Source organism: Variovorax sp. DAIF25 (genome assembly GCF_050711835.1).
Classification (GTDB): Bacteria; Pseudomonadota; Gammaproteobacteria; order Burkholderiales; family Burkholderiaceae_C; genus Variovorax.
This window is the reverse complement of record NZ_CP136636.1, coordinates 1455542-1476957: the sequence shown is the minus strand read 5'-3', so window position 1 is coordinate 1476957 and position 21416 is coordinate 1455542. Positions and strand designations below refer to the sequence as shown.

Genomic DNA, 21416 nt, shown 5'->3' with positions numbered 1-21416 from the left:
CGTTGGCGTCTTGCCAGTAGCCGGCCGGGATGCTGTTTTCAGTAGTCATTGCTTCGTTTCCTTCTTCGTTGCCTTCTTGCTTTGCGTGATACGAGGCACTGCCTCGCCGTTGATGCGGGTAATGCGCGCTTCGAACTCGATGTCGAGGCGCGGTCCGTCGCGATCGCCGTAGCAGCTATCCCCTCCCCAGGAGTGGGCGAACGCGACCACCGTGTGCCCTTCGCCCATGGCCTTCTTCAACTCGTGGAGCAAGTCGATGAAGTACAGGAACTGATTGGCGTTGACCTTCATGGCTGGTCGCCTTCCTGCTGCCGCGCGATCCGTGCTGCGCGCGCTTCCCTGAGCTGCTGCCGGATCGCAGCAGCCTTCTCGGCCGCCTCGGGGTCGTCCTCGGGCTCAGAACGGCCCAGGCGCTCGCCGATAGCACCGGGGGATAGGCCAGCACCTTCCAGCTCATCCAGCGTCCTGGCGACGGGTTCTTCGCGGTGGTGCCGTCTGGCATGCTCGCGCTCCTCCTCGGCAACCGCCTCGCGTCGATCCGCCATGTTTGCCAGCACGCCGTAGAGGTAGCCGTTCCCCTCCAAGGGCAGCAGGAGCTTCCCCTTCTCGGCCGCATCGAACACCGTCTGAAAGGCCGCACGCCAGAGGTCTGGCGAGACCATCCACACGCGGCCCTTGCGCTCGATCGAGGTCCGCTGCACGTCGGGCACCAGCTCGGCCAACACCTTGCGCACTGTGGACATGCGCAGGCGCTGCTTGGCAGGCTTGTGCAGCCGCAGGTAGCGCAGCAGCAGGCCGCCCAGCGGCAAGGCCTTGGTGATCAGCTCCTCGACCAGCAGGCGAACGTCTTCGTCGGGGAAGATGCGCACGAGCACCACGTCGAGGCTCTCTTCGGCGCCGCAGACCGCGCAGGTATGAGTGAGGTCGGCCGCGCTCAAGACGACACTCCCATCAGGTGTTCATAGCCCGGGGGCGCGATGCACTTCGTCGTCACGCCATAGGTTGCGTGCTTCGTACCGACGCGCCGCTCGCGCAGCATGCCGTTGTCGCACAGGCGAGTGAGGCGCTCGCGCACCGTCTCGGGCTCGCAGGCCGCGCACCATGTGCGACGGACTTGCCGCAGGTTGTGATAGCCGCCCTCGGTCACCAGCTCGACCCAGAGCATCAGGGTGTCGTGGTCGAGGTGCCGGCCGGTTGTGCCTGGCTGGTTCATGGCTGCGGCTCCCGCACGCACATGGCGGCGCCGATGGCCATCCCGGCCGTGTGCACGCGCTCCAGGCGCTGCGCGTCTGCCATGCGCTCGCTGTAGTCCTGCATTGCCTCGGTGGCGAGGAAGGTGCAGAGCATGGCGAAACCGACGATGCCCAGGTCGCCCAGCCAGTGGAGGACGGTGCGGTTTTGCTTCGTGCGACGCATCACAGCGCCTCCCCGGTGGTGCGCGAGAGGAAGCGGCGGAAGTCCGCCATGGAGCGACTTGGCCTCGCGGTGTACGGGCCTTTCGAGCAGCCGCAGTTCTCGCGGGCTTGGCACACGCCCAGCTCCTCGCAAGTGAGCCTGCGCCCCTTGAAGGCCTTCCAGTCGTCGGCCGCGTAGCGCACGGCCTTGTGACGCGGCGTGCCGAACTCGCGCGTGAACTGGCGCGCGCGGCGCTTGATCCATCCGATGCGCGTGCTCATGCCCGGTCACCCTGAGCGCTGGGGCGCTCCATGAACAGCACCTTGCCCGCGATCGCGTGCATTAAATCGCCCGACAGGGACTTGCCCGCTGTCACCCCGAAGTCGCGCAGGGCCGGCAGCAGGTTCTCGGTGAGCATGCGGGCGCTGCCCTCGCAGTAGGCCCACAGGACATCGAGCAGATCGTCGGGCAGCTCGGCGTCCGCGAAGGTCCGGCGCACGATGTCGTCGGCGTCGTCGCGGGTGATCGTCTCGATGGTCTTGGGCCACATGCCGACACGGCTGTAGACCTGTTGGAACACCCCGTGTCTCGGCTTGATCAGTGTGGTGAGCTTCTCGGTGCCCACCAGCACGACGCCGACCTGCGAGGTGTCGCGGATGCGGCGCAGGTACTCCATGGCCGAGGCGCTCATCTTCTCGGCTTCGTCCACGAGGATCAGGTAGTTCGTACCCTTGAGGATGCGCTTGATCTCCTTGAACTTCGCGCTCAGGCCGTGCGGCACCGCGTTGTTGAGCTTCTCGAGCAGCTCATCCATGAACACGCCCGGCGTCATGCCCGGGCTCACCTCGATCAGCAGCGTGAGCGGGTTGGCCTTCTGGTACTCGACGCAGAACCGCGACTTGCCGATGCCGACATAACCGGTGATCACGCCGAAGTTTTGCTGCTTGCGGGTGCGGTCGCACACCACCCGCAGGAGCTTGTGCACGCTGCCCACCACGTAGTCGGGCGTGCCGTCCTTGAGACGCTCGGTCTCGGTCTCCAGCACCGACAGGAGCTGATTGAGCTGCTTCGTCGGGCTGCTCACGTACTTGCCGGACAGAACCTGACTCAACGTCCCGCTGGGCAGGCTGGCGCGCTTCGCGAGCCACGCGCGGGACTGCTTGTTCCTCTCCAGCCAGTCGAGCACCTGCCCAGCCTTCTGGATGTCCTCGGGGGTGTAGTGGTCCTTCGCCTTGATGGGCGATGCGGCTTGAGCTGCGGTGGCGTTCATTGGTCTTTCCTCCAAGAGAGCAGGTCGATGTCGATCACGTTGCTGCCGGGCGGCGGCGGGGGTGGCGGGGGCAGCAGCGGCAAGCTGCTGAGGGACTCCAGCGCGGCGAGCTGATCGCCTGCGTCGAGCGGGTCATTGCGACGGGCGCGTGCCTCCTCGAGCTTTCGCTGCAGGCGCTTTTCCTGGCCCTGCAGGCGGCGATCCCGGCCTTCTTCGAGGCGGCTTGCGGGCAGCACACCCTTCGTGTGCACGAGCACCGCGGGGCACACGAAGCGACCCTTCTTGTCGAAGATCCACACGCGGGCATCGTTGTGCAGGTCGTACTCGACATCGACCTTCATCGCGTCGTACAGCGCGAGCGCCTCGGCGAAATAGAAGCGGTTGTGAAGGCGAATCTGCTGGCGCCCCACCGTGCACTCTTCGCGAGGCCGCGCGATCGACGCCATGTCCAGCTCGACGCCTACCGGCGTCAGCTCGGCCCACACCTGGGCCGGCGTGCGCCCGCCGAGCACGTCCATCGGCTGGTGGTGGTAGTGCTCCAGCCAGCGGGTGAAGCTATCGACGTACTGCTGCAGGCTCGGCAGCTCGCGCTTGCCGGTGTTGCACTCGGTGCTCAGGCGCCGATTGATCTCGGGCGCCATGTCGTCGCCGCAGTAGAACTGTCCGCCGGCGAAAAATTTATCGTGCTTGTCCCTCACCGTGCGGAAGAAGCGCTCGATCCAGCCCTTGCCGTGCGGGTTGCCCGGCAAGGCGCCGATCAGCCCGATGTCGAAGCGCGCGTAGAAGCCCGTGGACTCGTCGCTGAGCATCTGAGCGCGGTAGCCGGGGCCCCGGTCCACGTACACCCATGCGGGGACGTGGTTGTGCTGCTGCATCGCGTGGCTCAGCGCGAACATGGTGGACACCGCGCTTTCCGACTCGGTGAGATACCAGCCGCTGATGTACCGGCTCTTGATGTCGATGAAGACGGTCAGCTCGGGCCGGTACACCTTGCCGGTGTTGGGGTGCGCCACGTAGCAATCGACCGTGTGACCGTCGCCTGCGTAGATTTCGCCCACCAGCACGTCGGCCACGCTGCGGCGCTGGAAGGTGCGCCGGGTGAGGCGGTGGAGGTGCTTGCCGACGCGCGCGGGGCTGTACTCGCCCAGGGTCGCGGGAAGCGCCTTGATGTAGCGCTTCACCCTGCTGTCGGTCACGTCTTCAAAGCCCTCTTCAATGAGCTTCGAAGCCACGTCGGCATAGCCGGGTTTGCCGGGCAGGTTGTAGAGCGCGACGGCACGCGCTTCCCACCCGTAGTCCTGGCGCACGCGGCCCGTGTACTTCGGCAGCAGCGATGCCTTGTCGCCCTTGAGGTAGGCCGACAGCCAGCGCTTGATGTTGGGCGCACTCAGGCCCTTGGAGCCGAGCACGCGGGCAATGTGCAGCGTGTGGGGGTTCGCCGTGCCGTTGCTCAGCTGAACCCACAGCAGCCGTGCTGCATGGTTGATGCTGGCCCCGTCGTTCACGAGGGCAGCCAGAGGGGACACGAGCGCTTCGCGGAAGCCCGCGACCTTGCGGGCTGATTCGCTGGCGCTCTCCCACGGATCGGGGTTCAGCGCAGCGGGAAGATCGCTCATCTGCCTGATGTCTTTGGTCATTGCGAGGACTGCGCCCATGTCGTCACCTGTAGGGGGGTCGGGTGGCTGGTGGACTCAGGCGCGCGGCTCGCAGCCGTGCGCGATGCACAGGCGAGCAGATTCCCTGAGACGGTCCTCGGCGTCGGGCGTGGACGCCAGCGTGCAGCACCACAAGTCGTGGAGCACGCGGAAACCGCGCGATACGTAGTAGTTCTGCGGCGTGATTCCACGAGTGCAATCGCGCATGGCCTGCATGACCTCGCCAATGCGGACTTGACGGGCCTTGATCCGGCTTACACGGGCTGGCACGCGCTGGCGTGCAGAGGCTTGAGGGCTGTGCATCACTTCACCTCCGGCGCCTTGGGCGCGGCCTCGGGGCGGCCCTTGCCGCGTGGCTTGGCCTGCTTGCGCTCGTGCGCTCGCTGGTCGGCCTCGTATTGATGGGTCGTGATCAGTCGCGGGAACTCCTCGGCCAGCGCGGCGATTTCGCCCGCATCGAGGAAAGCGAGGCTGTCGGGCTGCGACTGCAGCTTCTTCTCGTCGTCGCCCAGGGCGTCGGCGCAGGCCTTGATCTTTCCGTCGATCAGGATGCGCAGGGCGACGAGGCCAGACAGTGCGAGGCGCACCGTGGGATGAACCCACACGCCCATCAGCTCGTGGCCGCTGTAGCCGACCAGCTCCACGAGCACCGGGTGCAGGGACTCGATCGACAGCTCGGCCTTCTTGAGGAGGGCGACCTGTTCCGCGCGGATGTCGGCGACCACCTCGGGCGTACCGTCGTGGTCCTCGGCGTCACGGGCGCGCTTCTTGAGCTTCTTGGCAAGGCCATCGCGCTCGGCCTGCGCCGTATCGCGCTCGACCGCCAAGTCGGCGAGTTGGGCTTCCGCGTCCTTGATGCGCTGGCGCAGTGCACGCACGCTCAGGCTGTCGAGGTCGCCTTCCTCGCCATCGGCGAGCAGGCTTTCGATGACTGCCGCATCCGCGCTGGCAAGTGCGAGCACCTTGCTTTGCGGTTGGCCAAGCAGAAATTCGCGCTCCGCGTCCGAGCGAGAGAGGACGAACTGCGCGTACTGCATCGAGCGTTGAGCGGCGCGCTCTTCGAAGCCACGCTCCCCGATCAACACCAGAAATTCGCCGTGCTGGCAGTCGTTCTTCATGGACGCCAGCAGCAGGCCTGCCGCGAGCATGTGGCGCTGCGAGCGGTTCATGTGCTGGGCAGCGAGGTCGGCGCGCTCTTCGAGCGGCGCTGTCAGATCGACACCGAGGCCGGACGCAAATCCGATGACGTTGTCGGAAATCTCGAAACGGACAACGTGCGCCGTTTCGGCTTGCGCTGCGGCGGCGGGCGCGACAGCGACGGCGGTGGATTGCTTCTTTGCCATGTCCATCGCCCTCACTTGATCCGCAGAGCAACGGCGACCTTGTGGCCTTCGCCGTACAGGCCCTTATTCACGCCCCGCACCACCTCGCTGACGGTGCGGTACTTGAAGCCGTTCTTCTCGGCGAACTCCTTGAGCGTGACGCCTTTCGCGTACAGCGCTTCCTTGGCCGCATGGGGGTCGGCATGACGCCCTGAACTTCCCGAAACAACCGCTTTCCTTGATGACATGAGTACCTCGTTTGTTGACCGTTGATTGACTGACATTCAACAGTGAGGAACTGTAGTTCAACAAACGAGGTAATGCAAGAGGAAAAGTGTCGTTTCGTTGAACTATCCGTAGAAGAGGGTCTAGGGAATCCTCCGATTGAAGGATTTCGTCTGCCTAGGCATGCCGTTTCGTTGGTGACATACTCGCCGCCCGTTCACGGTGAATTCACGGTGAGCGCAACAGGCGAACGAATGAAGTCAACAAACGTGGAAATCGGTGAGCGGCTGAAGCTGGAGCGCCAGAGACTCGGGCTCGCCCAAGCCGATTTCGGTACGAAGGCGGGAGTGAGCAAAACCTCGCAGTTCAACTACGAAGCAGGCGAGCGATCGCCCGATGCCGAATACCTTCACAACGCGGCAGAACTGGGCGTAGATATCACCTACGTAATCACGGGCCGCCGAGTGGCTAGCAACGATGATTTCGTCGTGATCCCCCAGCATGCCGTCGCTGCGAGCGCAGGGCCGGGCGCTGTAAATGCGGATGAGCTATCGAATGGCGGGCTCAGCTTCAGCAAAAAATGGCTCGCGAAACGCATGCTCAACCCGACCCACCTGAAGGTCATCGATGTGGTCGGGGAGTCAATGCTTCCGCGCCTGAGCGACGGTGACAAGGTGCTGGTGGATGTCAGTGACACGACGCCGAAGAGTGGCCGGGCTTATGTGCTCCTTCAGGGCGAAGAGCTGCTCGTCAAGTATTGCCAGCTCCTGCCCGAAGGGATGTTGCGGGTTAGCAGCGCGAACACCGACTATCCGACCTATGACATTGATCTGTCGAAGACCGATGGTGTTTCGATCGTTGGCCGCGTTCGGGCCTCTACACACGAGTGGTGATCAAATGAAAAAGCGAGCAGTGCTTTTCTTTGCAACAGCGTTTCTCTCAGGCTTTGCACTCTCAGAGCCTGTGCCGGATGGAGTGAGAGCAGCCATCAGCAACCTGTCGCTGCAATCGTGGTCGTTGAAAGAGGGGAGCTTGCGCCTTGTGATGGACAAGCCTCTTGTCTCTCCGACTTTCTATTCAACGGCTGTGCACCTCATTTGCGGCGAACAATGGCAGAGCCCGGGAGCGTTCCAGCGCATGCGCCTTGAGCGCATCGAGGTCCTGAATCACCTCAATGCGCAGGGGTTCGCATTGCTCGACGCGAGCAACAAGTGCCGCGAGCTGGGCAAGGCGACCGGCAGCAGTGGTGAGACGATGATCCAAGCTGCCGCTGTCAGATGCGAGGCAGGCGTGTGCCGCAAACGAGATTGAGATCGCGCCGGTGAAGCGCTTCACCATGACCTGAACGCGCCATTTCCAGACATTAGGGCTTCCCGTTGGAAGCCCTTTTTCATTCTGTCTGGAGTGGCCCATGCCCGAAAACTCTTCGCGTCTTCTCCCCTGGCTGCTGGTGTCGCTGGTCCTCGCCGGCCTCGCGATCCTGCTGCAATCCACCTCGCCGGGCAACGTGCTCGCGGTGTCGGTCTACAAAGCACATCTGCTGTCGCTCGGCGGCTGGGTGGGCTACTGGCTCGACCGCGCACTGTTCCCGTACGACCGTCCCCATACGTACCTCGAAGAGCCCGAGGAGGTGCCGCAGCCCGAGGCCGGCGATTCAGCGTGTGGCGTCCTAGGCGCATCGCTGACCGCCCCGGCCTACGGTCACGCCATGCTGCGCCGCGCGATCATCGTCGCCGCCGCCCTGATCTGCGTGGGCCTGGGCGCCTGACATGCCGCGCAATGCTCTGTGGTGGGATCGGCGCAGCAGCGCGTCGCCGATGCTGCACGCGACCTCCACGCGCTACATCCCGCCTCGCGCGCGCCTCGTGCGCGACTGGGGCAGGTACATCCTGATCCTGATCGGGGCGGTGCTCCTGCTCGGCGCGATGCTCGCATGCTGCGGCGCACCGGCCTACGCCCAGGCCATCCCGCGCGAAGCGCTGCAGCACCGCGCCGCGCTCAAGCGCGAGGCGCAGCGCATCTGGGGCCTCGATGCACCCGTGGCGACCTTCGCCGCACAGGTGCATCAGGAAAGCCGCTGGCGCGTCGATGCGCGCTCGCCCGTAGGTGCCCTTGGCCTCGCGCAGTTCATGCCGTCCACGGCCGCATGGATAGGCGGCGTGGACGCCGGCTTGAGCGAGCGAGCGCCGCTCAATCCGACGTGGGCGCTTCGTGGGCTGGTGACCTACGACAAATGGCTGTTCGATCGCATCAAGGCTGACAACGCCTGCGAGCGCATGGCATTCGCCTTGTCGGCCTACAACGGCGGGCTGGGCTGGGTCTACAAGCGCCAGCAGCGCAGCGAGAAGCCAGGCCTGTGCCTCGGCGTGACGTGCGCCATCAATCCGGGCATCTATCCGGCAAGCCAGCGCGAGAACGCGCACTACCCCGAGGTGATCCTGCGGCAGCACGAGCAGCTCTATCGCACCTGGGGCCGAGGGAGCTGCGAATGACCGGCACGGTGAAGCTGATCGCAGCGGCCGTCGTCCTCGGCCTCCTGCTGCTGGTCGGCTACGGCATCTGGCAATGGGGCGGCGCGAGCGATCGCCTCGCAAACGTCGAGGCCACGGCAGACGGCAATGCGCACATCGAGGCCAAGCAGAGGGCCAAGACCCGCAGCACGCTCAAGCGCGCGGCCGAGGCCGGCGAGCTGCGCGAGCAGGACCGCGCCGCACTCGATGCCCTTTTTCAACGACTTTCGAAGGAGGCCGCGAATGCGCCGACTGCTGCTGATGATCGCTACGTGCTGCCTGATGACCGCCTGCAGCTCTGGCGCGCCGCGAATGCTGGAGGCGGACCCGATCGAGGTACAGCCGCCGGCCAACCTGATCACGCGCCCGAAGCCACTGCCGCAGCCGGCTTCGGGCGCGATTCAGGAGCTGGAAGCGAATCACCGAGAGGTGGCGAAGGCCTACCACGACCTGGCCTCGCAGACGTGTCGCCTCCTGCAGTTCCTGCAGCTCTCAACGGAGGGCTGTGAGCCTTGGACGAAAAGTATCTCGAACAAGCAAGCGAACTAGAGCAGGCGCGGCGCGATGAAGCGCTGCGCCTGTTCCGTGCACGAGCAGCCAGCGGCCCAGGTCGCGACGACTGCGAAGACTGTGGCGAAGACATCCCCCCGGCAAGGCGCGTGGCAGCGCCGAGCGCGATTCGCTGTGTTGCCTGTCAAGCACTCCACGAAAGACGGCCGAGATGACCGCACCTGACAACCATTCGATTCTGCTGGCACACATCGGCAAGCTTGAAGGGCAGCTCGCCGTGATGACGCAACTGATCCAGCAGAACCACGAGTCCACGCACCAGCGCATCAACGACTTCCGGCATGCCGTCGAGGGCCGCATCACCGGCGTGGAGGCCCGCGTAGTGACGCTGGAGAAGAACGAGCGCAGCACGGCCCTCAAAGCGGCAAGCGGCGGCGCGCTCTCGGGCGCCATCGCCACCGCGACCCTCAAGCTGATCGAGTACGTCGCGAGCCGCTAAGCAATGGCATACGACAAGTCCACCCGCAACAAGGTTCGCGCCAAGTACATCCAGGGCGCACCGCTGGCGACCGCCGCCGCCGCGCACAAGGTCCCGTACAACACCGCGCGCAACTGGAAGCGCGTGGACGCGGAAGCGGGCAACGACTGGGACATCGCGAAGAACGCTCGCCGCATGACGAAGAGCGGGGTCGAGGAAATGGCGAACGAGGTGCTCGGCGAGCTGGCCGAGCAGTTCCTTGCCACCCTCGAAGCGGTGAAAAACGACCCGAACATGAAGGCCGCGGATCGCGCTGACATCCTTGTGCGCCTGATGGACGGCTACAACAAGGCGATCAGTGCGGCGAGCCGGGCTATGCCCAATGCCAACCGCCTCGCCGTGGCCATGGACGTGATGAAGTTCTTCAACGCCTTCATTGCCGAGCGCTTCCCGAAGATGCGCAGTCAGTTTCTCGAAGCGACCGAAGCCGCAGGCGATGCCTTGGTGCGCGAGTTCGGGAGTGGTGCCTGATGGCGCGGCAGAAGCTACTCAAGGAAAAGCAGTTCCTCGACGAGCTGCGCGCCTACGCCGAAGAGCAGCGCAAGCTCATCGAGGCCGAGTGCGATGGCTTTTCCACCGACCACGCGGCCAGGGACAGGCGGCGCACGCGCGCCATGTACGACTTCGAGTTCTTTGCGCGGACGTACTTTCCGCACTACATCAAGAGCGAGCCGTCGATCTTTCATCGGTGGTTCTACGATGAAGTGCCCAAGGCGATCGACCTACCGACCGGCCAACTGATCGAATTCTCGGCCCCGCGTGGCGAGGCGAAATCGACCCTGGCGAGCCAAATCTTCGTGATCTGGTGTGACATCACGAAGCGCAAACACTTCGTGCCGATCGCGATGGGCGCTTTCGACCAAGCCGCGACGATGCTCGCCGCGATCAAGGTCGAGGAGGAAAGCAATCCACGGCTGGCGATGGACTTTCCCGATGCCGTTGGCGCCGGTGCGGTCTGGAACGCCTCGGTCATCGTGACGCGCAATGGCATGAAGATTCAGGCCTTCGGCAGCGGCAGCAAGAGCATTCGCGGCCAGCGGCATGGCCCCTACCGGCCCGATCTCGTGATCCTCGATGACATCGAGAATGACGAGAACGTGCGCAGCAAAGAGCAGCGCGACAAGCTGGAGGCCTGGGTGAAGAAGGTGGTGCTTCCGCTCGGCCCGCCGGACGGCTCGATGGACGTGCTCTATCCGAACACGATCCTGCACTTCGATTCAGTGGCAAACCGCACCCACCGCAACCCGCTGTGGAAGCGCATGAAGTTCAAAGCGATCGTTCGCTGGCCGGATCGAATGGACCTCTGGCAGGAGTGGGAGGAAATCTTCATCAACGAAGGCGAGGAAGCCGCCGACGCTTTCTATGCCCGCCAGCGCCGTGCGATGGATGCGGGCGCCGTAGTGAGCTGGCCCACGGTCCGACCGCTGCTGCGGCTGATGAAGATTCGCTCGGGGGACCACCACGCCTTCGATTGCGAATATCAGAACGATCCGACGAACGATGAAGCGTCGTTCTTCAGCTCGATGCAATTCTGGGTGCAACCGTGCCGAGACTGGGTGTTCTATGGCGCCCACGATCCCAGTCTTGGCCGCAAGAACAAGAAGCGCGACCCGGCCGCCACTCTGGTCGGTGGTTTCGACCGTGAGCACGGCATCCTCGATGTGGTGGAGGCCATCGTCGCGCGGCGCACCCCCGACCTGCAGATCAGCCACATCATCCGGGCGCAGAAGGAGTGGAACTGCATCGTTTGGGCTTTCGAGGCAGTGCAGTTCCAGGAGTTCATGCGCGCCCAGCTCGTGGCGCGCTCCGCGAAGGAAGGCACGCCGGTTCCCGCGCTGCCCGTCATTCCGCACGACGACAAGGACTTGCGCATCGAGTCGCTCAGCCCGCACGTCTTCAACGGGCTGATCCGCTTCAAGCAAGAGCACACCGTGCTCAACACCCAGCTTCGCCACTGGCCCGAGGCCGACCACGACGACGGCCCCGATGCGCTTGAAATGCTATGGAAACTCGCGGTGTCGCGGGCCGGCGGTATCCCCGTTATCCGACTTGGGAAAAGAAAATGAATCTCCTTCGAGGCGCAGTCCAATCGGTGCGCGGCTTTTTCGGCAAGTCCGTCGCGTCGTCGGCCACGGACCCGAACACTTTCCTCGGCTCGCTCATGCACTTGCCGAATCCCGACGTGATCCTGCGCAACATCGGGCGGCGAGAGCTCACCTATGCATCGATCATGGCTGACGCCCACGTCATGGGCGAAATGCGCTCCATGCGCGGCTCCTTTCGCTCGCACGAGTACCGGATCGCCCCGGGCAATGACGGAGAGCCCAAGAGCGTGCAGGCGCGCGATCTGTGCGAGCAGTGGATGCTCAACACCGCGCCGAACAAGATCTCGGACTGGCTTGAGGTGATGTGGCAGATGAGCGCCAGCATCTTCACCGGCTATCGCGCTCACGAGGTGGTCTGGAACATGGAAGGCCGCAACCTGCTGCCCTCCGAAGTGATCGACAGGCCGAATCGCCGGTTCGTCTTCAATGCTGAGTCCGACCCGCTGCTGATCAGTCGCAGCAACATGATGGGCGCCCCAGTGGAGCCGTATCAGTTCGTGATCTCGCGGCACATGCCCACCTATGACAACCCGTATGGCGTGGCGCTCTTCAGCTCGTGCTACTACCCGTGGCTCTACAAGACTGGCGGGTGGCGATACCTCGTGAAGTACTGCGAGCGCCATGGCCTGCCCTGGCCTGTGGCACGGTATCCGCAAGGCTCGACCGAGGAGGACATCAACAAGCTGTCCCAGGCACTCGAGGAGATGATCGAATCCGCGTATCTGGTGACTCAGGACGGGAACGGTGTCGAGCTTCTATCGCCGAAGGGCGGGGGCAGCGATCTTCCGCAGGAGCGCTTGATCATTCTGTCGAATCGAGAGATGAGCAAGGCCATCACGAGCCAGTCGATGGTGGGCGAGGCCTTGGAAGTAGGGTCGCGTGCCGCAGCCGAGACGGCCAAGGACCGGCAAGACGGCGTGCACGACTCAGACCGCGACATCGGCGCCGATGGCATGTCGTACATCTTCAAGTGGATCACGCTGTTCAACTTCGGAGAGGGCGTGGCCCCGCCCGTACTGGAGTTCTACAAGAAGACCGTTGCGGGCAAGGCGCGTGCCGACGCCTACAAGGTCGCCGCTGATCTGGGTGCGCGGCCGAGCAAGAAAGCCTTTCTCGAAGAGCTGGCGATTCCGGTGGCCGAGAACGATGCAGACGCCTTAATGCCGACGCGCCGCACCACCAAGCCGGGGCCGGCGCTGGGCGAAGACCCCGATTCGTCTGCCGACGATGTGGACTTCGCCGCGATCGAGGGCTTTGAGTTTGCCAAGGCTGCGGGCATCACCGAGGACGAGGCGATCCAGCTCGCGGCGGCAGCGGCAGACCAAGCCATCGAAGACGACATGATCGAGCCGATCTACCGCATGCTGGTCGCGTATGAGCGCGAGGGGAAGACGCTGGAGCAGTTCCGCGACAAGCTGGCCGACCTCGTGGGCGAGATGGACGACGAGGCGCTGCGCGAGGTGCTGGAGCGCGCGTTGACCTACTCCATGCTGACCGGCGCGGCCACGCGCGCGGCGTGAGCTTCCGGCTCAAGGGCTCGCCCAAGCGCTCCACGAAGCTGGCCCTGCAGGGTGTGATCGAAGGCGGGAGGCTTGATGGCTTCCGCTACACCTTCGAGCGTTTTAGCGCCTCGACGTCCGGCGGCAAGGCATTCGTGAGGGTGCATCTGATCGTCAGTCGTGAGCACTGGCCGTTCCCGAAGAGCGTGGTGCTGTCCGCTTCGGAATTTCTCAGGCTGACGCCTGTGGCGGGCGAACGGGCGAAGCGCATCGACGCGCTGCCGCTGATCCGCGAGGTGCTGGCGGCGCAGGGGTGAAGCACTTCACCATGACGCGTCCGCATGCTGGGAGGACGATGACCTTTTTGATCATCGGAGCCTGCATGAAAGACCAACACACCCTCATCAAGGGCTATCGCGACCTCTCGAAAGAGGAGATCGACCTGATGAACCGCATCAAGGAGAAGGGTGCCGAGCTGCTCGCCCTGCAGACGGAACTCGCCGGCCGCCTGAGCACCGATGCCGAGGTGAAGGCCGCAGCCGCGAAGGCCTCGAAGAAGGCGCCCGAGCACGAAAGCAGTCCGGAATGCGTCGAGCTGCGCCGGTTCCAAGCAGCCGAGCCGCAGCGCTGGGCCGCAATCGGCAAGACCGACATCCAGACCGGCATCATGGCGATGATTCGCGCCGTGGCCCAGCCGGCGATTTAGCCGTGGGCATGACCGATCCCGCGCAAACCTTCGAGACGGCATTGATGCGTCTCGTCGATGAAAGTCCATCCCAGGCGCTGTGCATCGTGACCGGCGCCTTCGTATCGCTCACGCTGGCGATGATGGAAGCAAACGGCCACAAGCCGGAGGGTGAAATCCATATCGAAGGTGGCAAGAACCGCGACATCACCATCCACGCGCCCAAGGACATCGGGTGAGCAGCAAGCGCGCCATTCGCCGCAAGCAATGCACCGGCAAGCAGCGCTATGCAAGCGAATTGGACGCGCGTGCCGCGATTTCCACCCTGCATCGCAACAAAGGCTATCAGGGCCTTCTCACACCGTATCGCTGCAGCTTCTGCAACGGCTTCCATTTCGGCCATGCGCCGGCCAACGTGCGGCGAAAGATGGGGTACTGATGCGCGTCTACATCGCTGGGCCGATGACCGGCCTCCCCGAGAGCAACTATCCGGCTTTCAACGCGATGGCCGCTCGCCTACGCGCGCTCGGTCACCACGTCGAGAATCCGGCCGAAAACCCGGAACCGCCTTGCAAGTCCTGGCGCGCATACATGCGGATGGCCATCGCCCAGCTCGTGACCTGTGATGCGGTTGCGCTTCTGCCCGGATGGGGATTGTCTCCGGGAGCGAGGATCGAAGCGCGGCTCGCCGCCGATCTGCACCTGAATGTCTACGACGCCGAGACCTTCGCATCGGAGCGTGCTGATGGCTGATCTGGCGGTCCAAGGCAGCTTCGGCGTGAAGTTCGCCGAGGCCATCGACTACCTCAAGGGCAAGCTGCCCGAGACGAGTCAGGCGCATGACGATCTGGCCGGCCCGGTGCACGGCAAGGTCTTCACGATCGCGGGCACCACGAAAGCTGATCTCGTGCGCGACATTCAAGGCTCGCTGATCGGTGCATTGGAGAACGGCCGGACCATCACTGACTTCCGCAAGGATTTCGACAAGGCGGTGCAGGAGCACGGTTGGCAGTACAAGGGAAAGCGCGGCTGGCGCACCTCGGTGATCTTCGACGCGAACATGCGTTCGGCCCGCATGGCCGGCCGCTGGAAGCAGCTCCAGGCCGGCAAGGACCGCCGCCCCTACCTGCAGTACCGCACGGCCGGCGATTCCCGCGTGCGCCCATTGCACCGGCAGTGGAACGGCCTGATCTTCCACATCGATAGCCCGTTCTATCAAACCCACTACCCGCCGAACGGGTGGGGCTGCCGCTGCACCGTGCGTGCCTACAGTCAGGCTGACCTCGAACGGAAAGAGCTGGAGGTGTCGCCTCCTTTCGAGATGAAGACCCGCGAAGTGATCACCCGCGACGGCGAGATCAAGGACCGCGTACCCGTGGGCATCGATCCCGGCTGGGATCACAACGTCGGGCAGGCGTGGCTAGCTCCCGAAGTCGCCCTTGGCCAGAAGCTGGCCCGTCTGCCGCGCGAGCTGCAGGGCATCGTCACGGACAAGACGATCACGCCAGCCTTTGAAGAGGTGATGAATGCCAATTTCAAGGCGCTTCGCAAGCCCTTGGAAAATGCTGTGAAGGCCGCTCCCGAGCCCGCGATCGCCGGCTACCTCGACAGCTCGACCCTCAACGGTCTCGCCCAGGCCGTGCCGGACCTCGCGCTGTCGTCCACGGCCGTGACCGTGGCGAATCCTCGTGCTCTGGGAGCTGCTGCGCCCTGGCCGGCGTCCTGGGTGGATGATCTGCCCTCGAATCTGCGCAACTACCGAGCGGTGCTGCGTGAGAAGGCCTCGGGTTCGCTGCTGTTGGTGTCGCAGGGACTGATTGACGGCGATCTGCCCGTGGCTACCATTCGCCTCAACCAGCAAACGAAGTTCGGGCAAGCCGCGCAGGTTGTTGAGCTGGGGAAGGCCACCGCATCCGCTCTTGGCGATGCCGCTGCCTACGATCTGCTGGTCGGCTCGCTGCCGAAAGCGATCTCAGCGGCTGATTGAGTCGCCCCGATCGGGCGGTTTCTGGTGCAGGAGTCGCGAGAGTTCGGGCAGTTGGCGGGCATTTTTCGGGCAAAACGCGCCGCGCTTTGGTCAGCTACTGGATCAAACTAAACGTTCGGCGTCGATTTGCTCGATTCGCCGTAAGCCCTTGATTTCAGGCCGTTTTTTCTGTTTTCTCGGCCTTTTTCTTCTGGATCAGAGTAAACATCCCCCCCCTGCATCGCGATGCGCCGGCTTGCGGCCGACAGCACCATGTGGCTCTCGGCGGCGGCCTTCGAGAGGCTGCCGCATTCGACGGCGCGCAGGAACAGCGCAAGGGAATCCAGGTCGGGTCTCATGGGGGCGGGGGTCGGTCGGCCACTATCATTGCACGCCGCCGCGCGCCCACTGCCGCGGCCGGCCCCTTCGACCGACAATCCTTGCCATGACCGACGCCACCGAACGCCCGCCCCTGCCCGACCGCCTCTCGACCGACGCGCGCAGCCCCTTCCACCTGCCCACGGCCTTCGAGCACGAGATCGGCATCCGCTTCAACGGCAAGGAACGCCTCGACGTCGAGGAGTACTGCATCAGCGAAGGCTGGATCAAGGTGCCGGCCGGCAAGACGGTGGACCGCAAGGGCCATCCGCTGCTGCTCAAGCTCAAGGGCACGGTCGAGGTCTACTACCGCTGAGCGCGGCAGTAGTTCTTCAGCGCCCCCAGCGCAGCACCAGCGGATCGAGCCGCCGCGCGGTCTCGATCAGTCCCGCGCGCGTCTCGGGATGCAGCGCCGGCAGCGGATGCCGCGGCGCCTCGCAGGCGATGACGCCGCCCTCCTTCATCAGCGCCTTGCAGGCCAGCAGGCCGGCCTGGCGGTTCTCGTAGTTGATCAGCGGCAGCCACTGCTGGTAGCGCGCGAAGGCCTCCTCGCGCCGGCCCTCGCGGTGCGCCACCAGGATCGGGCGCAGGCCGTCGGGATAGCCGCCGCCGGTCATCGAGCCGGTGGCGCCGGCGTCGAGGTCGGGCATCAGCGTGATCGCCTCCTCGCCGTCCCACGGGCCCTCGACCGCGTCGCCGCCCAGACGGATCAGCTCGCGCAGCTTGGCGGCCGCGCCCGCGGTCTCGATCTTGAAATAGGCCAGATGCTCGATCTCGCGCGCCATGCGCGCGAGGAACGGTGCCGACAGCACGGTGCCGCTGGCCGGCGCGTCCTGCACCATGATCGGAATGCCCACGGCGTCCGACAGCCGCGCATAGAACGCGAAGATCTGCTCCTCGGGGACGCGGAAGGTGGCGCCGTGATACGGCGGCATCACCATCAGCATCGCGGCGCCCATGTCCTGCGCGCGGCGGCTGCGCTCGGCGCACACCCGGGTGCTGTAGTGGGTGGTGGTCACGATCACCGGCACGCGGCCCTTCACGTGCTCGAGCACGGTGCGCGTGAGCACCTCGCGCTCCTCGTCCGACAGCACGAACTGCTCGGAGAAGTTGGCCAGGATGCACAGGCCGTCGGAGCCGGCGTCGATCATGAAGTCGACGCAGCGCTTCTGGCTCTCGAGGTCGAGCGCGCCCTGTTCGTCGAAGGTGGTGGGCACCACCGGGAAGATGCCGCGGTATCGGGGGGTCATGGTGTGAGGCGGTTGTGGGTCATCGGAACGGGATCGGGCAGCCGAACGCAGAAGTCGCGAAGGTTGCGCAGAAGTCGCAGAAGGAACTCCAAAATTTTTCTTCTCCCTTCTGCGACCTCTGCGTAGTTTTTGTCTTCCTTCTGCGTTCGGCTGTCCGCTCCCGAATTCATCAGTGTGAATGGCGCGGCACAGCGGCGCCGCGGCAGCCGACCAGGAAATCGAAGTCGCAGCCCTCGTCGGCCTGCAGCACGTGGTTCACGTAGAGCTTCTGGTAGCCGCCGCCGCGCGTGCTCATGGGCTGCGCGTCGGAGGGCCCGAGCGCGGCCAGCCGGGCGGCCAGTTCCTCGTCGCCGATGTCCAGCTGCAGCCGGCCGGCATCGCAGTCGAGCTCGATCCAGTCGCCGTCGCGAACCGCCGCCAGCGGCCCGCCGTCGGCCGCCTCGGGTGCGACGTGCAGCACCACGGTGCCGTAGGCGGTGCCGCTCATGCGTGCGTCGGAGATGCGCACCATGTCCTTGATGCCCTGGCGCAGCAGCTTGGGCGGCAGGCCCATGTTGCCGACCTCGGCCATGCCGGGGTAGCCCTTGGGGCCGCAGTTCTTCAGCACGAGGACGGAGCTGGCGTCGACCTCGAGCGACTCGTCGACGATGCGCTCCTTGTAGTGCTCGAGGTTCTCGAACACCACCGCGCGGCCGCGGTGCTTGAGCAGCTCGGGCGTGGCCGCCGAGGGCTTGAGCACGGCGCCGCGCGGCGAGAGGTTGCCGCGCAGGATGCGGATGCCGCCGTCGGCGATCAGGGGCTTGTCGAGCGGGCGGATCACTTCGTCGTCGAGGCTGGGCGCGTCGCGCACGTTGTCCCACAGCGAGCGGCCGTTGACGGTGAGCGCGCCCGGGTGCGGCAGCAGGCCGTTCTCGCCGAGGCGGCGCAGCACCGCGGGCAGGCCGCCCGCGTAGTAGAACTCCTCCATCAGGAAGCGGCCCGAGGGCATCAGGTCGACGATGGTCGGCGTGTGGCTGCCGATGCGGGTCCAGTCCTCGAGCTCGAGTTCGACGCCGATGCGCCCCGCGATCGCCTTCAGGTGGATCACGGCATTGGTCGAGCCGCCGATGGCGGCATTGACGCGGATGGCGTTCTCGAAGGCCTCGCGCGTGAGCACCTTCGAGAGCGTCAGGCCCTCCTTCGCCATCTCGACCGCGCGCATGCCCGACATCTGCGCCAGCACGTAGCGCCGCGCGTCGACCGCGGGAATGGCCGCGTTGTGCGGCAGCGAGGTGCCCAGCGCCTCGGCCATGCAGGCCATGGTGGAGGCCGTGCCCATGGTGTTGCAGGTGCCGGCCGAGCGCGACATGCCGCCTTCGGCCGAGAGGAACTGGTGCAGGTCGATCTCGCCGGCCTTGAGCGACTCGTGCAGCTGCCACACGGCCGTGCCCGAGCCGATGTTGCGGCCGTCGAGCTTGCCGTTGAGCATCGGCCCGCCCGTGACCACGATGGCCGGGATGTCGCAGCTCGCGGCGCCCATCAGCAGCGCGGGCGTGGTCTTGTCGCAGCCGGTCAGCAGCACCACGGCATCGACCGGGTTGCCGCGGATGGCTTCCTCGACGTCCATGCTCGCGAGGTTGCGCGTGAGCATGGCGGTGGGCCGCAGGTTCGATTCGCCGTTGGAGAACACCGGGAACTCGACCGGGAAGCCGCCGGCCTCCGAGATGCCGCGCTTGACGTGCTCGGCGATCTTGCGGAAGTGGGCGTTGCAGGGCGTGAGTTCCGACCAGGTGTTGCAGATGCCGACGATCGGCCGGCCGTCGAACTCGTGGTCGGGGATGCCCTGGTTCTTCATCCAGCTGCGGTACATGAAGCCGTTCTTGTCGGCCGAGCCGAACCATTCGGCGGAGCGCAATTTCTTCTGGGTCATGGGGAGGTCGATCAGCGGCGCGGGGCGCGCGAGGTGAAGAAGCGTTGCAGCAGGCAGAACACGAACAGCAGCGCGCCGACGACGATGCGCGTCCACCACGAGCTCAGCGTGCCGTCGAAGGAGATCAGGGTCTGGATGATCCCGAGCATCAGCACGCCGAACAGCGTGCCGGCGACATAGCCCACGCCGCCGGTGAGCAGGGTGCCGCCGATGACCACCGCCGCGATGGCGTCGAGCTCGAGGCCCACGGCATGCAGGCCGTAGCCCGAAAGCATGTAGAAGGTGAAGATGACGCCGGCCAGCGCCGAGCAGAAGCCCGAAAGGGTGTAGACGCCGATCAGGGTGCGGCGCACCGGCAGGCCCATCAGCATGGCCGAATGCTCGCTGCCGCCGATGGCATAGACGGCGCGGCCGAAGGGCGTGCAGTGGGCGACGAAGACCGCGGCCAGCAGCACGCCGACGGCGATCGCCGCGCTCAGCGAGATCGAGGCCTCGCCCCAGATCGGAATGCGGATCTGCGAGACCTCGGTGTAGAACTCGTTGGTGATGCTGATCGAGTCGATGCTGATCAGGTAGCACAGGCCGCGCGCGAGGAACATCCCGGCCAGCGTGACGATGAAGGGCTGCAGCCGGTAGCGTTCGATCAGGAGGCCCATGAAGGCGCCGAAGGCGGTGCCCATGGCGAGCACGAGCGGGATCACGACCGCCGGGCTCCAGCCGTGCTTCTCCACCAGCGCGGCCGACACCATGGTGGTGAGCGCGATCACCGAGCCCACCGAAAGATCGATGCCGCCCGAGAGGATCACGAAGGTCATGCCGACGGCGACGACGATCAGGAAGGCGTTGTCGATCAGCAGGTTGAGGAAGACCTGAGCCGAGAAGAAGCCGTCGTAGAACACCGAGCCCAGCGTGGCGACGAGCACGAACAGCGAGATGGTCGCGGCCAGCGGCAGGTACTTGGGATTGAGCCTGCTGCGCTCCTTCCCCCCTGTGCGCACGGCGGAGGACTGCGGTGCCGCCTCGATCACGGCGCTCATGCCTTGGCTCCGTCATGCGCCGGCCGCTGCACCAGCGCCCGTATCTCGGCCCTGAACTCGGGCGACTGCAGCAGCATCACCGCGAACACCACGCCGGCCTTCACCACGAGGTTGATCTCGGGCGGCACGCCGAGCGAGTAGATCGCATAGGTCAAGGTCTGGATGATCAGCGCGCCGATCACGCTGCCCACGAGGCTGAAGCGCCCGCCGGTCAGCGCGGTGCCGCCGAGGGTCACGGCGAGGATCGCGTCGAGCTCGATCAACTGGCCGGCGTTGTTGCCGTCCGCGCTCTTGACGTTGGAGCTGATCAGCAGGCCCGCCACGCCCGCGCAGGCACCGCAGAAGGCATAGGCCCCGACGATCAGCCGCCGCGCCTGCACGCCCGCCACGCGCGCGGCCGTCGGGTTGATGCCCACGGCCTGGATGAACAGGCCCAGCGCGGTGCGCGTGATGGCGAGATACAGCAGCACGAACACGGTGGCCACGATGAACAGCGAGAACGGCAGGCCCAGCAGGTAGCCGCTGCCAAGGAAGAAGAAGGGCTTGTAGTAGATGGTGATGATCTGGCCGTCGGCGATGAGCTGCGCGATGCCGCGACCGGCCACCATGAGGATCAGCGTGGCGATGATCGGCTGCATGCCGACCTTGGCGACCAGCAGGCCGTTCCACAGGCCGCACAGCAGCGCGATGCCGATGGCCGCCACGATGGCCAGGCTCATGGGAAAGCGGCTCACGTCGCTGGCCACCGAGCCGCCGATCATCCAGGCCGCGAGCGCCGCCGCGATGGCCACGACGGCGCCGACCGAGATGTCGATGCCGCGGGTGGCGATGACCAGGGTCATGCCCAGCGACACCAGCACCAGGGGGGCGGCGCGGTTGAGGATGTCGATGAGGCTGCCGTAGAGGTGGCCTTCTCTCCATTCCAGATGGAGGAAGCTGGGGTTGAAGGCTGTGTTGATGGCCAGCAGGAGGAACAGGGTCACCAGGGGCCAGGTGAGGCGGTGGTGCATGGCTTTGTGCACTCGGCTTTTTGTCGTTGTCATTGGGGGGTTCTCTGCTGGAGGGCTGGGGCGCGTGCACAGGACAGCGGGTACTTCCCTCCGCGAATGTCCCCCGCCTTCGGCTCCTCCTTTATTTCGCTGCGGGAAGCACCCACTGCCCT

31 protein-coding genes and 1 pseudogene are annotated in these 21416 nt (G+C 65.3%); 17 read left to right on the top strand and 15 right to left on the bottom strand.

What is annotated here, in order from left to right:
- Positions 1–45 precede the first annotated feature (45 nt).
- Genes R0232_RS06785 through R0232_RS06740 form a run of 10 tightly spaced genes read right to left on the bottom strand, consistent with a single transcriptional unit; the run spans position 46 to position 5890 of the window.
- Entirely contained in the window at positions 46–291 is a 246-nt protein-coding gene (locus tag R0232_RS06785; protein WP_431511643.1) for a hypothetical protein, read from the bottom strand.
- On the bottom strand, positions 288–938 hold the full coding sequence (locus tag R0232_RS06780) for a hypothetical protein (RefSeq protein ID WP_431511642.1): 651 nt from the start codon (positions 936–938) through the stop codon (positions 288–290). Before R0232_RS06780 ends, R0232_RS06785 begins: the two co-directional genes overlap by 4 nt.
- The gene (locus R0232_RS06775) at positions 935–1213 is read right to left on the bottom strand and encodes a hypothetical protein (RefSeq protein WP_431511641.1); all 279 of its coding nucleotides are present in this window, start codon (positions 1211–1213) and stop codon (positions 935–937) included. The genes R0232_RS06780 and R0232_RS06775 overlap by 4 nt, the downstream gene beginning before the upstream one ends.
- Positions 1210–1416 carry a hypothetical protein gene (locus tag R0232_RS06770; protein WP_431511640.1) on the bottom strand — a complete coding sequence of 69 codons (207 nt, stop codon included), beginning with the start codon at positions 1414–1416 and terminating at the stop codon, positions 1210–1212. Before R0232_RS06770 ends, R0232_RS06775 begins: the two co-directional genes overlap by 4 nt.
- Positions 1416–1676 carry a hypothetical protein gene (locus tag R0232_RS06765; protein WP_431511639.1) on the bottom strand — a complete coding sequence of 87 codons (261 nt, stop codon included), beginning with the start codon at positions 1674–1676 and terminating at the stop codon, positions 1416–1418. The genes R0232_RS06770 and R0232_RS06765 overlap by 1 nt, the downstream gene beginning before the upstream one ends.
- Positions 1673–2665 carry an AAA family ATPase gene (locus R0232_RS06760; protein WP_431511638.1) on the bottom strand — a complete coding sequence of 331 codons (993 nt, stop codon included), beginning with the start codon at positions 2663–2665 and terminating at the stop codon, positions 1673–1675. The genes R0232_RS06765 and R0232_RS06760 overlap by 4 nt, the downstream gene beginning before the upstream one ends.
- Positions 2662–4320, bottom strand: coding sequence for a Mu transposase C-terminal domain-containing protein (locus R0232_RS06755; RefSeq protein ID WP_431511637.1), 1659 nt, complete (start codon positions 4318–4320; stop codon positions 2662–2664). The genes R0232_RS06760 and R0232_RS06755 overlap by 4 nt, the downstream gene beginning before the upstream one ends.
- A 36-nt stretch (positions 4321–4356) precedes the next feature.
- Entirely contained in the window at positions 4357–4623 is a 267-nt protein-coding gene (locus tag R0232_RS06750; RefSeq protein WP_431511636.1) for a hypothetical protein, read from the bottom strand.
- Positions 4623–5663, bottom strand: coding sequence for a hypothetical protein (locus tag R0232_RS06745; protein WP_431511635.1), 1041 nt, complete (start codon positions 5661–5663; stop codon positions 4623–4625). Before R0232_RS06745 ends, R0232_RS06750 begins: the two co-directional genes overlap by 1 nt.
- A gap of 11 nt (positions 5664–5674) precedes the next feature.
- Complete coding sequence (locus R0232_RS06740) at positions 5675–5890, bottom strand: DNA-binding protein (protein WP_431511634.1); 216 nt, start codon at positions 5888–5890, stop codon at positions 5675–5677.
- Positions 5891–6121: 231 nt separating this feature from the next.
- On the opposite strand from R0232_RS06740, the gene R0232_RS06735 reads away from it, so the two are divergent.
- The 16 genes from R0232_RS06735 to R0232_RS06660 all read left to right on the top strand — a co-directional run bounded on the left by R0232_RS06735 (position 6122) and on the right by R0232_RS06660 (position 15701).
- Positions 6122–6760 (top strand): XRE family transcriptional regulator, encoded by a 639-nt coding sequence (locus tag R0232_RS06735; protein ID WP_431511633.1) that lies wholly within the window; start codon positions 6122–6124, stop codon positions 6758–6760.
- Positions 6761–6764: 4 nt separating this feature from the next.
- The gene (locus R0232_RS06730) at positions 6765–7178 is read left to right on the top strand and encodes a hypothetical protein (protein ID WP_431511632.1); all 414 of its coding nucleotides are present in this window, start codon (positions 6765–6767) and stop codon (positions 7176–7178) included.
- A gap of 100 nt (positions 7179–7278) precedes the next feature.
- Positions 7279–7635 carry a putative holin gene (locus R0232_RS06725; protein WP_431511631.1) on the top strand — a complete coding sequence of 119 codons (357 nt, stop codon included), beginning with the start codon at positions 7279–7281 and terminating at the stop codon, positions 7633–7635.
- 157 nt (positions 7636–7792) lie between these two features.
- Complete coding sequence (locus tag R0232_RS06720) at positions 7793–8359, top strand: transglycosylase SLT domain-containing protein (protein WP_431512870.1); 567 nt, start codon at positions 7793–7795, stop codon at positions 8357–8359.
- The gene (locus tag R0232_RS06715; RefSeq protein ID WP_431511630.1) at positions 8356–8886 is read left to right on the top strand and encodes a hypothetical protein; all 531 of its coding nucleotides are present in this window, start codon (positions 8356–8358) and stop codon (positions 8884–8886) included. The genes R0232_RS06720 and R0232_RS06715 overlap by 4 nt, the downstream gene beginning before the upstream one ends.
- 3 nt (positions 8887–8889) lie before the next feature.
- On the top strand, positions 8890–9102 hold the full coding sequence (locus R0232_RS06710) for a TraR/DksA family transcriptional regulator (protein WP_431511629.1): 213 nt from the start codon (positions 8890–8892) through the stop codon (positions 9100–9102).
- Positions 9099–9386 (top strand): hypothetical protein, encoded by a 288-nt coding sequence (locus tag R0232_RS06705; protein WP_431511628.1) that lies wholly within the window; start codon positions 9099–9101, stop codon positions 9384–9386. The genes R0232_RS06710 and R0232_RS06705 overlap by 4 nt, the downstream gene beginning before the upstream one ends.
- 3 nt (positions 9387–9389) lie before the next feature.
- Positions 9390–9896: a DUF1804 family protein gene (locus tag R0232_RS06700; protein WP_431511627.1), complete on the top strand. Its 507-nt coding sequence runs from the start codon at positions 9390–9392 to the stop codon at positions 9894–9896.
- A complete protein-coding gene (gene terL / locus R0232_RS06695) occupies positions 9896–11491 on the top strand; it encodes a phage terminase large subunit (RefSeq protein ID WP_431511626.1) in 1596 nt (531 codons plus the stop codon). The genes R0232_RS06700 and terL overlap by 1 nt, the downstream gene beginning before the upstream one ends.
- Positions 11488–13050 (top strand): DUF935 domain-containing protein, encoded by a 1563-nt coding sequence (locus tag R0232_RS06690; protein ID WP_431511625.1) that lies wholly within the window; start codon positions 11488–11490, stop codon positions 13048–13050. The genes terL and R0232_RS06690 overlap by 4 nt, the downstream gene beginning before the upstream one ends.
- Positions 13047–13346 (top strand): hypothetical protein, encoded by a 300-nt coding sequence (locus R0232_RS06685; RefSeq protein WP_431511624.1) that lies wholly within the window; start codon positions 13047–13049, stop codon positions 13344–13346. The genes R0232_RS06690 and R0232_RS06685 overlap by 4 nt, the downstream gene beginning before the upstream one ends.
- A gap of 65 nt (positions 13347–13411) precedes the next feature.
- Positions 13412–13735 carry a DUF7681 family protein gene (locus R0232_RS06680; RefSeq protein WP_431511623.1) on the top strand — a complete coding sequence of 108 codons (324 nt, stop codon included), beginning with the start codon at positions 13412–13414 and terminating at the stop codon, positions 13733–13735.
- Positions 13736–13743: 8 nt separating this feature from the next.
- Complete coding sequence (locus tag R0232_RS06675; RefSeq protein ID WP_431511622.1) at positions 13744–13953, top strand: hypothetical protein; 210 nt, start codon at positions 13744–13746, stop codon at positions 13951–13953.
- Positions 13950–14153: a hypothetical protein gene (locus R0232_RS06670; protein ID WP_431511621.1), complete on the top strand. Its 204-nt coding sequence runs from the start codon at positions 13950–13952 to the stop codon at positions 14151–14153. The genes R0232_RS06675 and R0232_RS06670 overlap by 4 nt, the downstream gene beginning before the upstream one ends.
- The gene (locus R0232_RS06665) at positions 14153–14467 is read left to right on the top strand and encodes a DUF4406 domain-containing protein (RefSeq protein ID WP_431511620.1); all 315 of its coding nucleotides are present in this window, start codon (positions 14153–14155) and stop codon (positions 14465–14467) included. The genes R0232_RS06670 and R0232_RS06665 overlap by 1 nt, the downstream gene beginning before the upstream one ends.
- Positions 14460–15701, top strand: coding sequence for a phage minor head protein (locus R0232_RS06660; protein WP_431511619.1), 1242 nt, complete (start codon positions 14460–14462; stop codon positions 15699–15701). The genes R0232_RS06665 and R0232_RS06660 overlap by 8 nt, the downstream gene beginning before the upstream one ends.
- A 218-nt stretch (positions 15702–15919) precedes the next feature.
- Here the strand turns inward: R0232_RS06660 and R0232_RS06655 are convergent.
- Positions 15920–16039: pseudogene (locus R0232_RS06655) on the bottom strand (helix-turn-helix domain-containing protein); the annotation flags it as partial.
- 86 nt (positions 16040–16125) lie between these two features.
- Between R0232_RS06655 and R0232_RS06650 the strand changes: the two are divergent.
- Positions 16126–16374, top strand: a complete 249-nt coding sequence (locus tag R0232_RS06650; RefSeq protein ID WP_057594601.1) for a DUF3297 family protein — start codon at positions 16126–16128, stop codon at positions 16372–16374.
- 16 nt (positions 16375–16390) lie between these two features.
- Here the strand turns inward: R0232_RS06650 and R0232_RS06645 are convergent, their stop codons facing one another.
- From R0232_RS06645 to R0232_RS06630, 4 genes are all read right to left on the bottom strand, one after another.
- Positions 16391–17308 carry a dihydrodipicolinate synthase family protein gene (locus tag R0232_RS06645; protein WP_395348788.1) on the bottom strand — a complete coding sequence of 306 codons (918 nt, stop codon included), beginning with the start codon at positions 17306–17308 and terminating at the stop codon, positions 16391–16393.
- A gap of 169 nt (positions 17309–17477) precedes the next feature.
- Positions 17478–19217 (bottom strand): IlvD/Edd family dehydratase, encoded by a 1740-nt coding sequence (locus R0232_RS06640; RefSeq protein ID WP_431511618.1) that lies wholly within the window; start codon positions 19215–19217, stop codon positions 17478–17480.
- A gap of 11 nt (positions 19218–19228) precedes the next feature.
- Positions 19229–20254 carry a galactofuranose ABC transporter, permease protein YjfF gene (gene yjfF / locus R0232_RS06635; RefSeq protein ID WP_057594598.1) on the bottom strand — a complete coding sequence of 342 codons (1026 nt, stop codon included), beginning with the start codon at positions 20252–20254 and terminating at the stop codon, positions 19229–19231.
- Positions 20251–21297 carry an ABC transporter permease gene (locus R0232_RS06630; protein WP_431511617.1) on the bottom strand — a complete coding sequence of 349 codons (1047 nt, stop codon included), beginning with the start codon at positions 21295–21297 and terminating at the stop codon, positions 20251–20253. The genes yjfF and R0232_RS06630 overlap by 4 nt, the downstream gene beginning before the upstream one ends.
- Between the last annotated feature and the right edge of the window lie 119 nt (positions 21298–21416).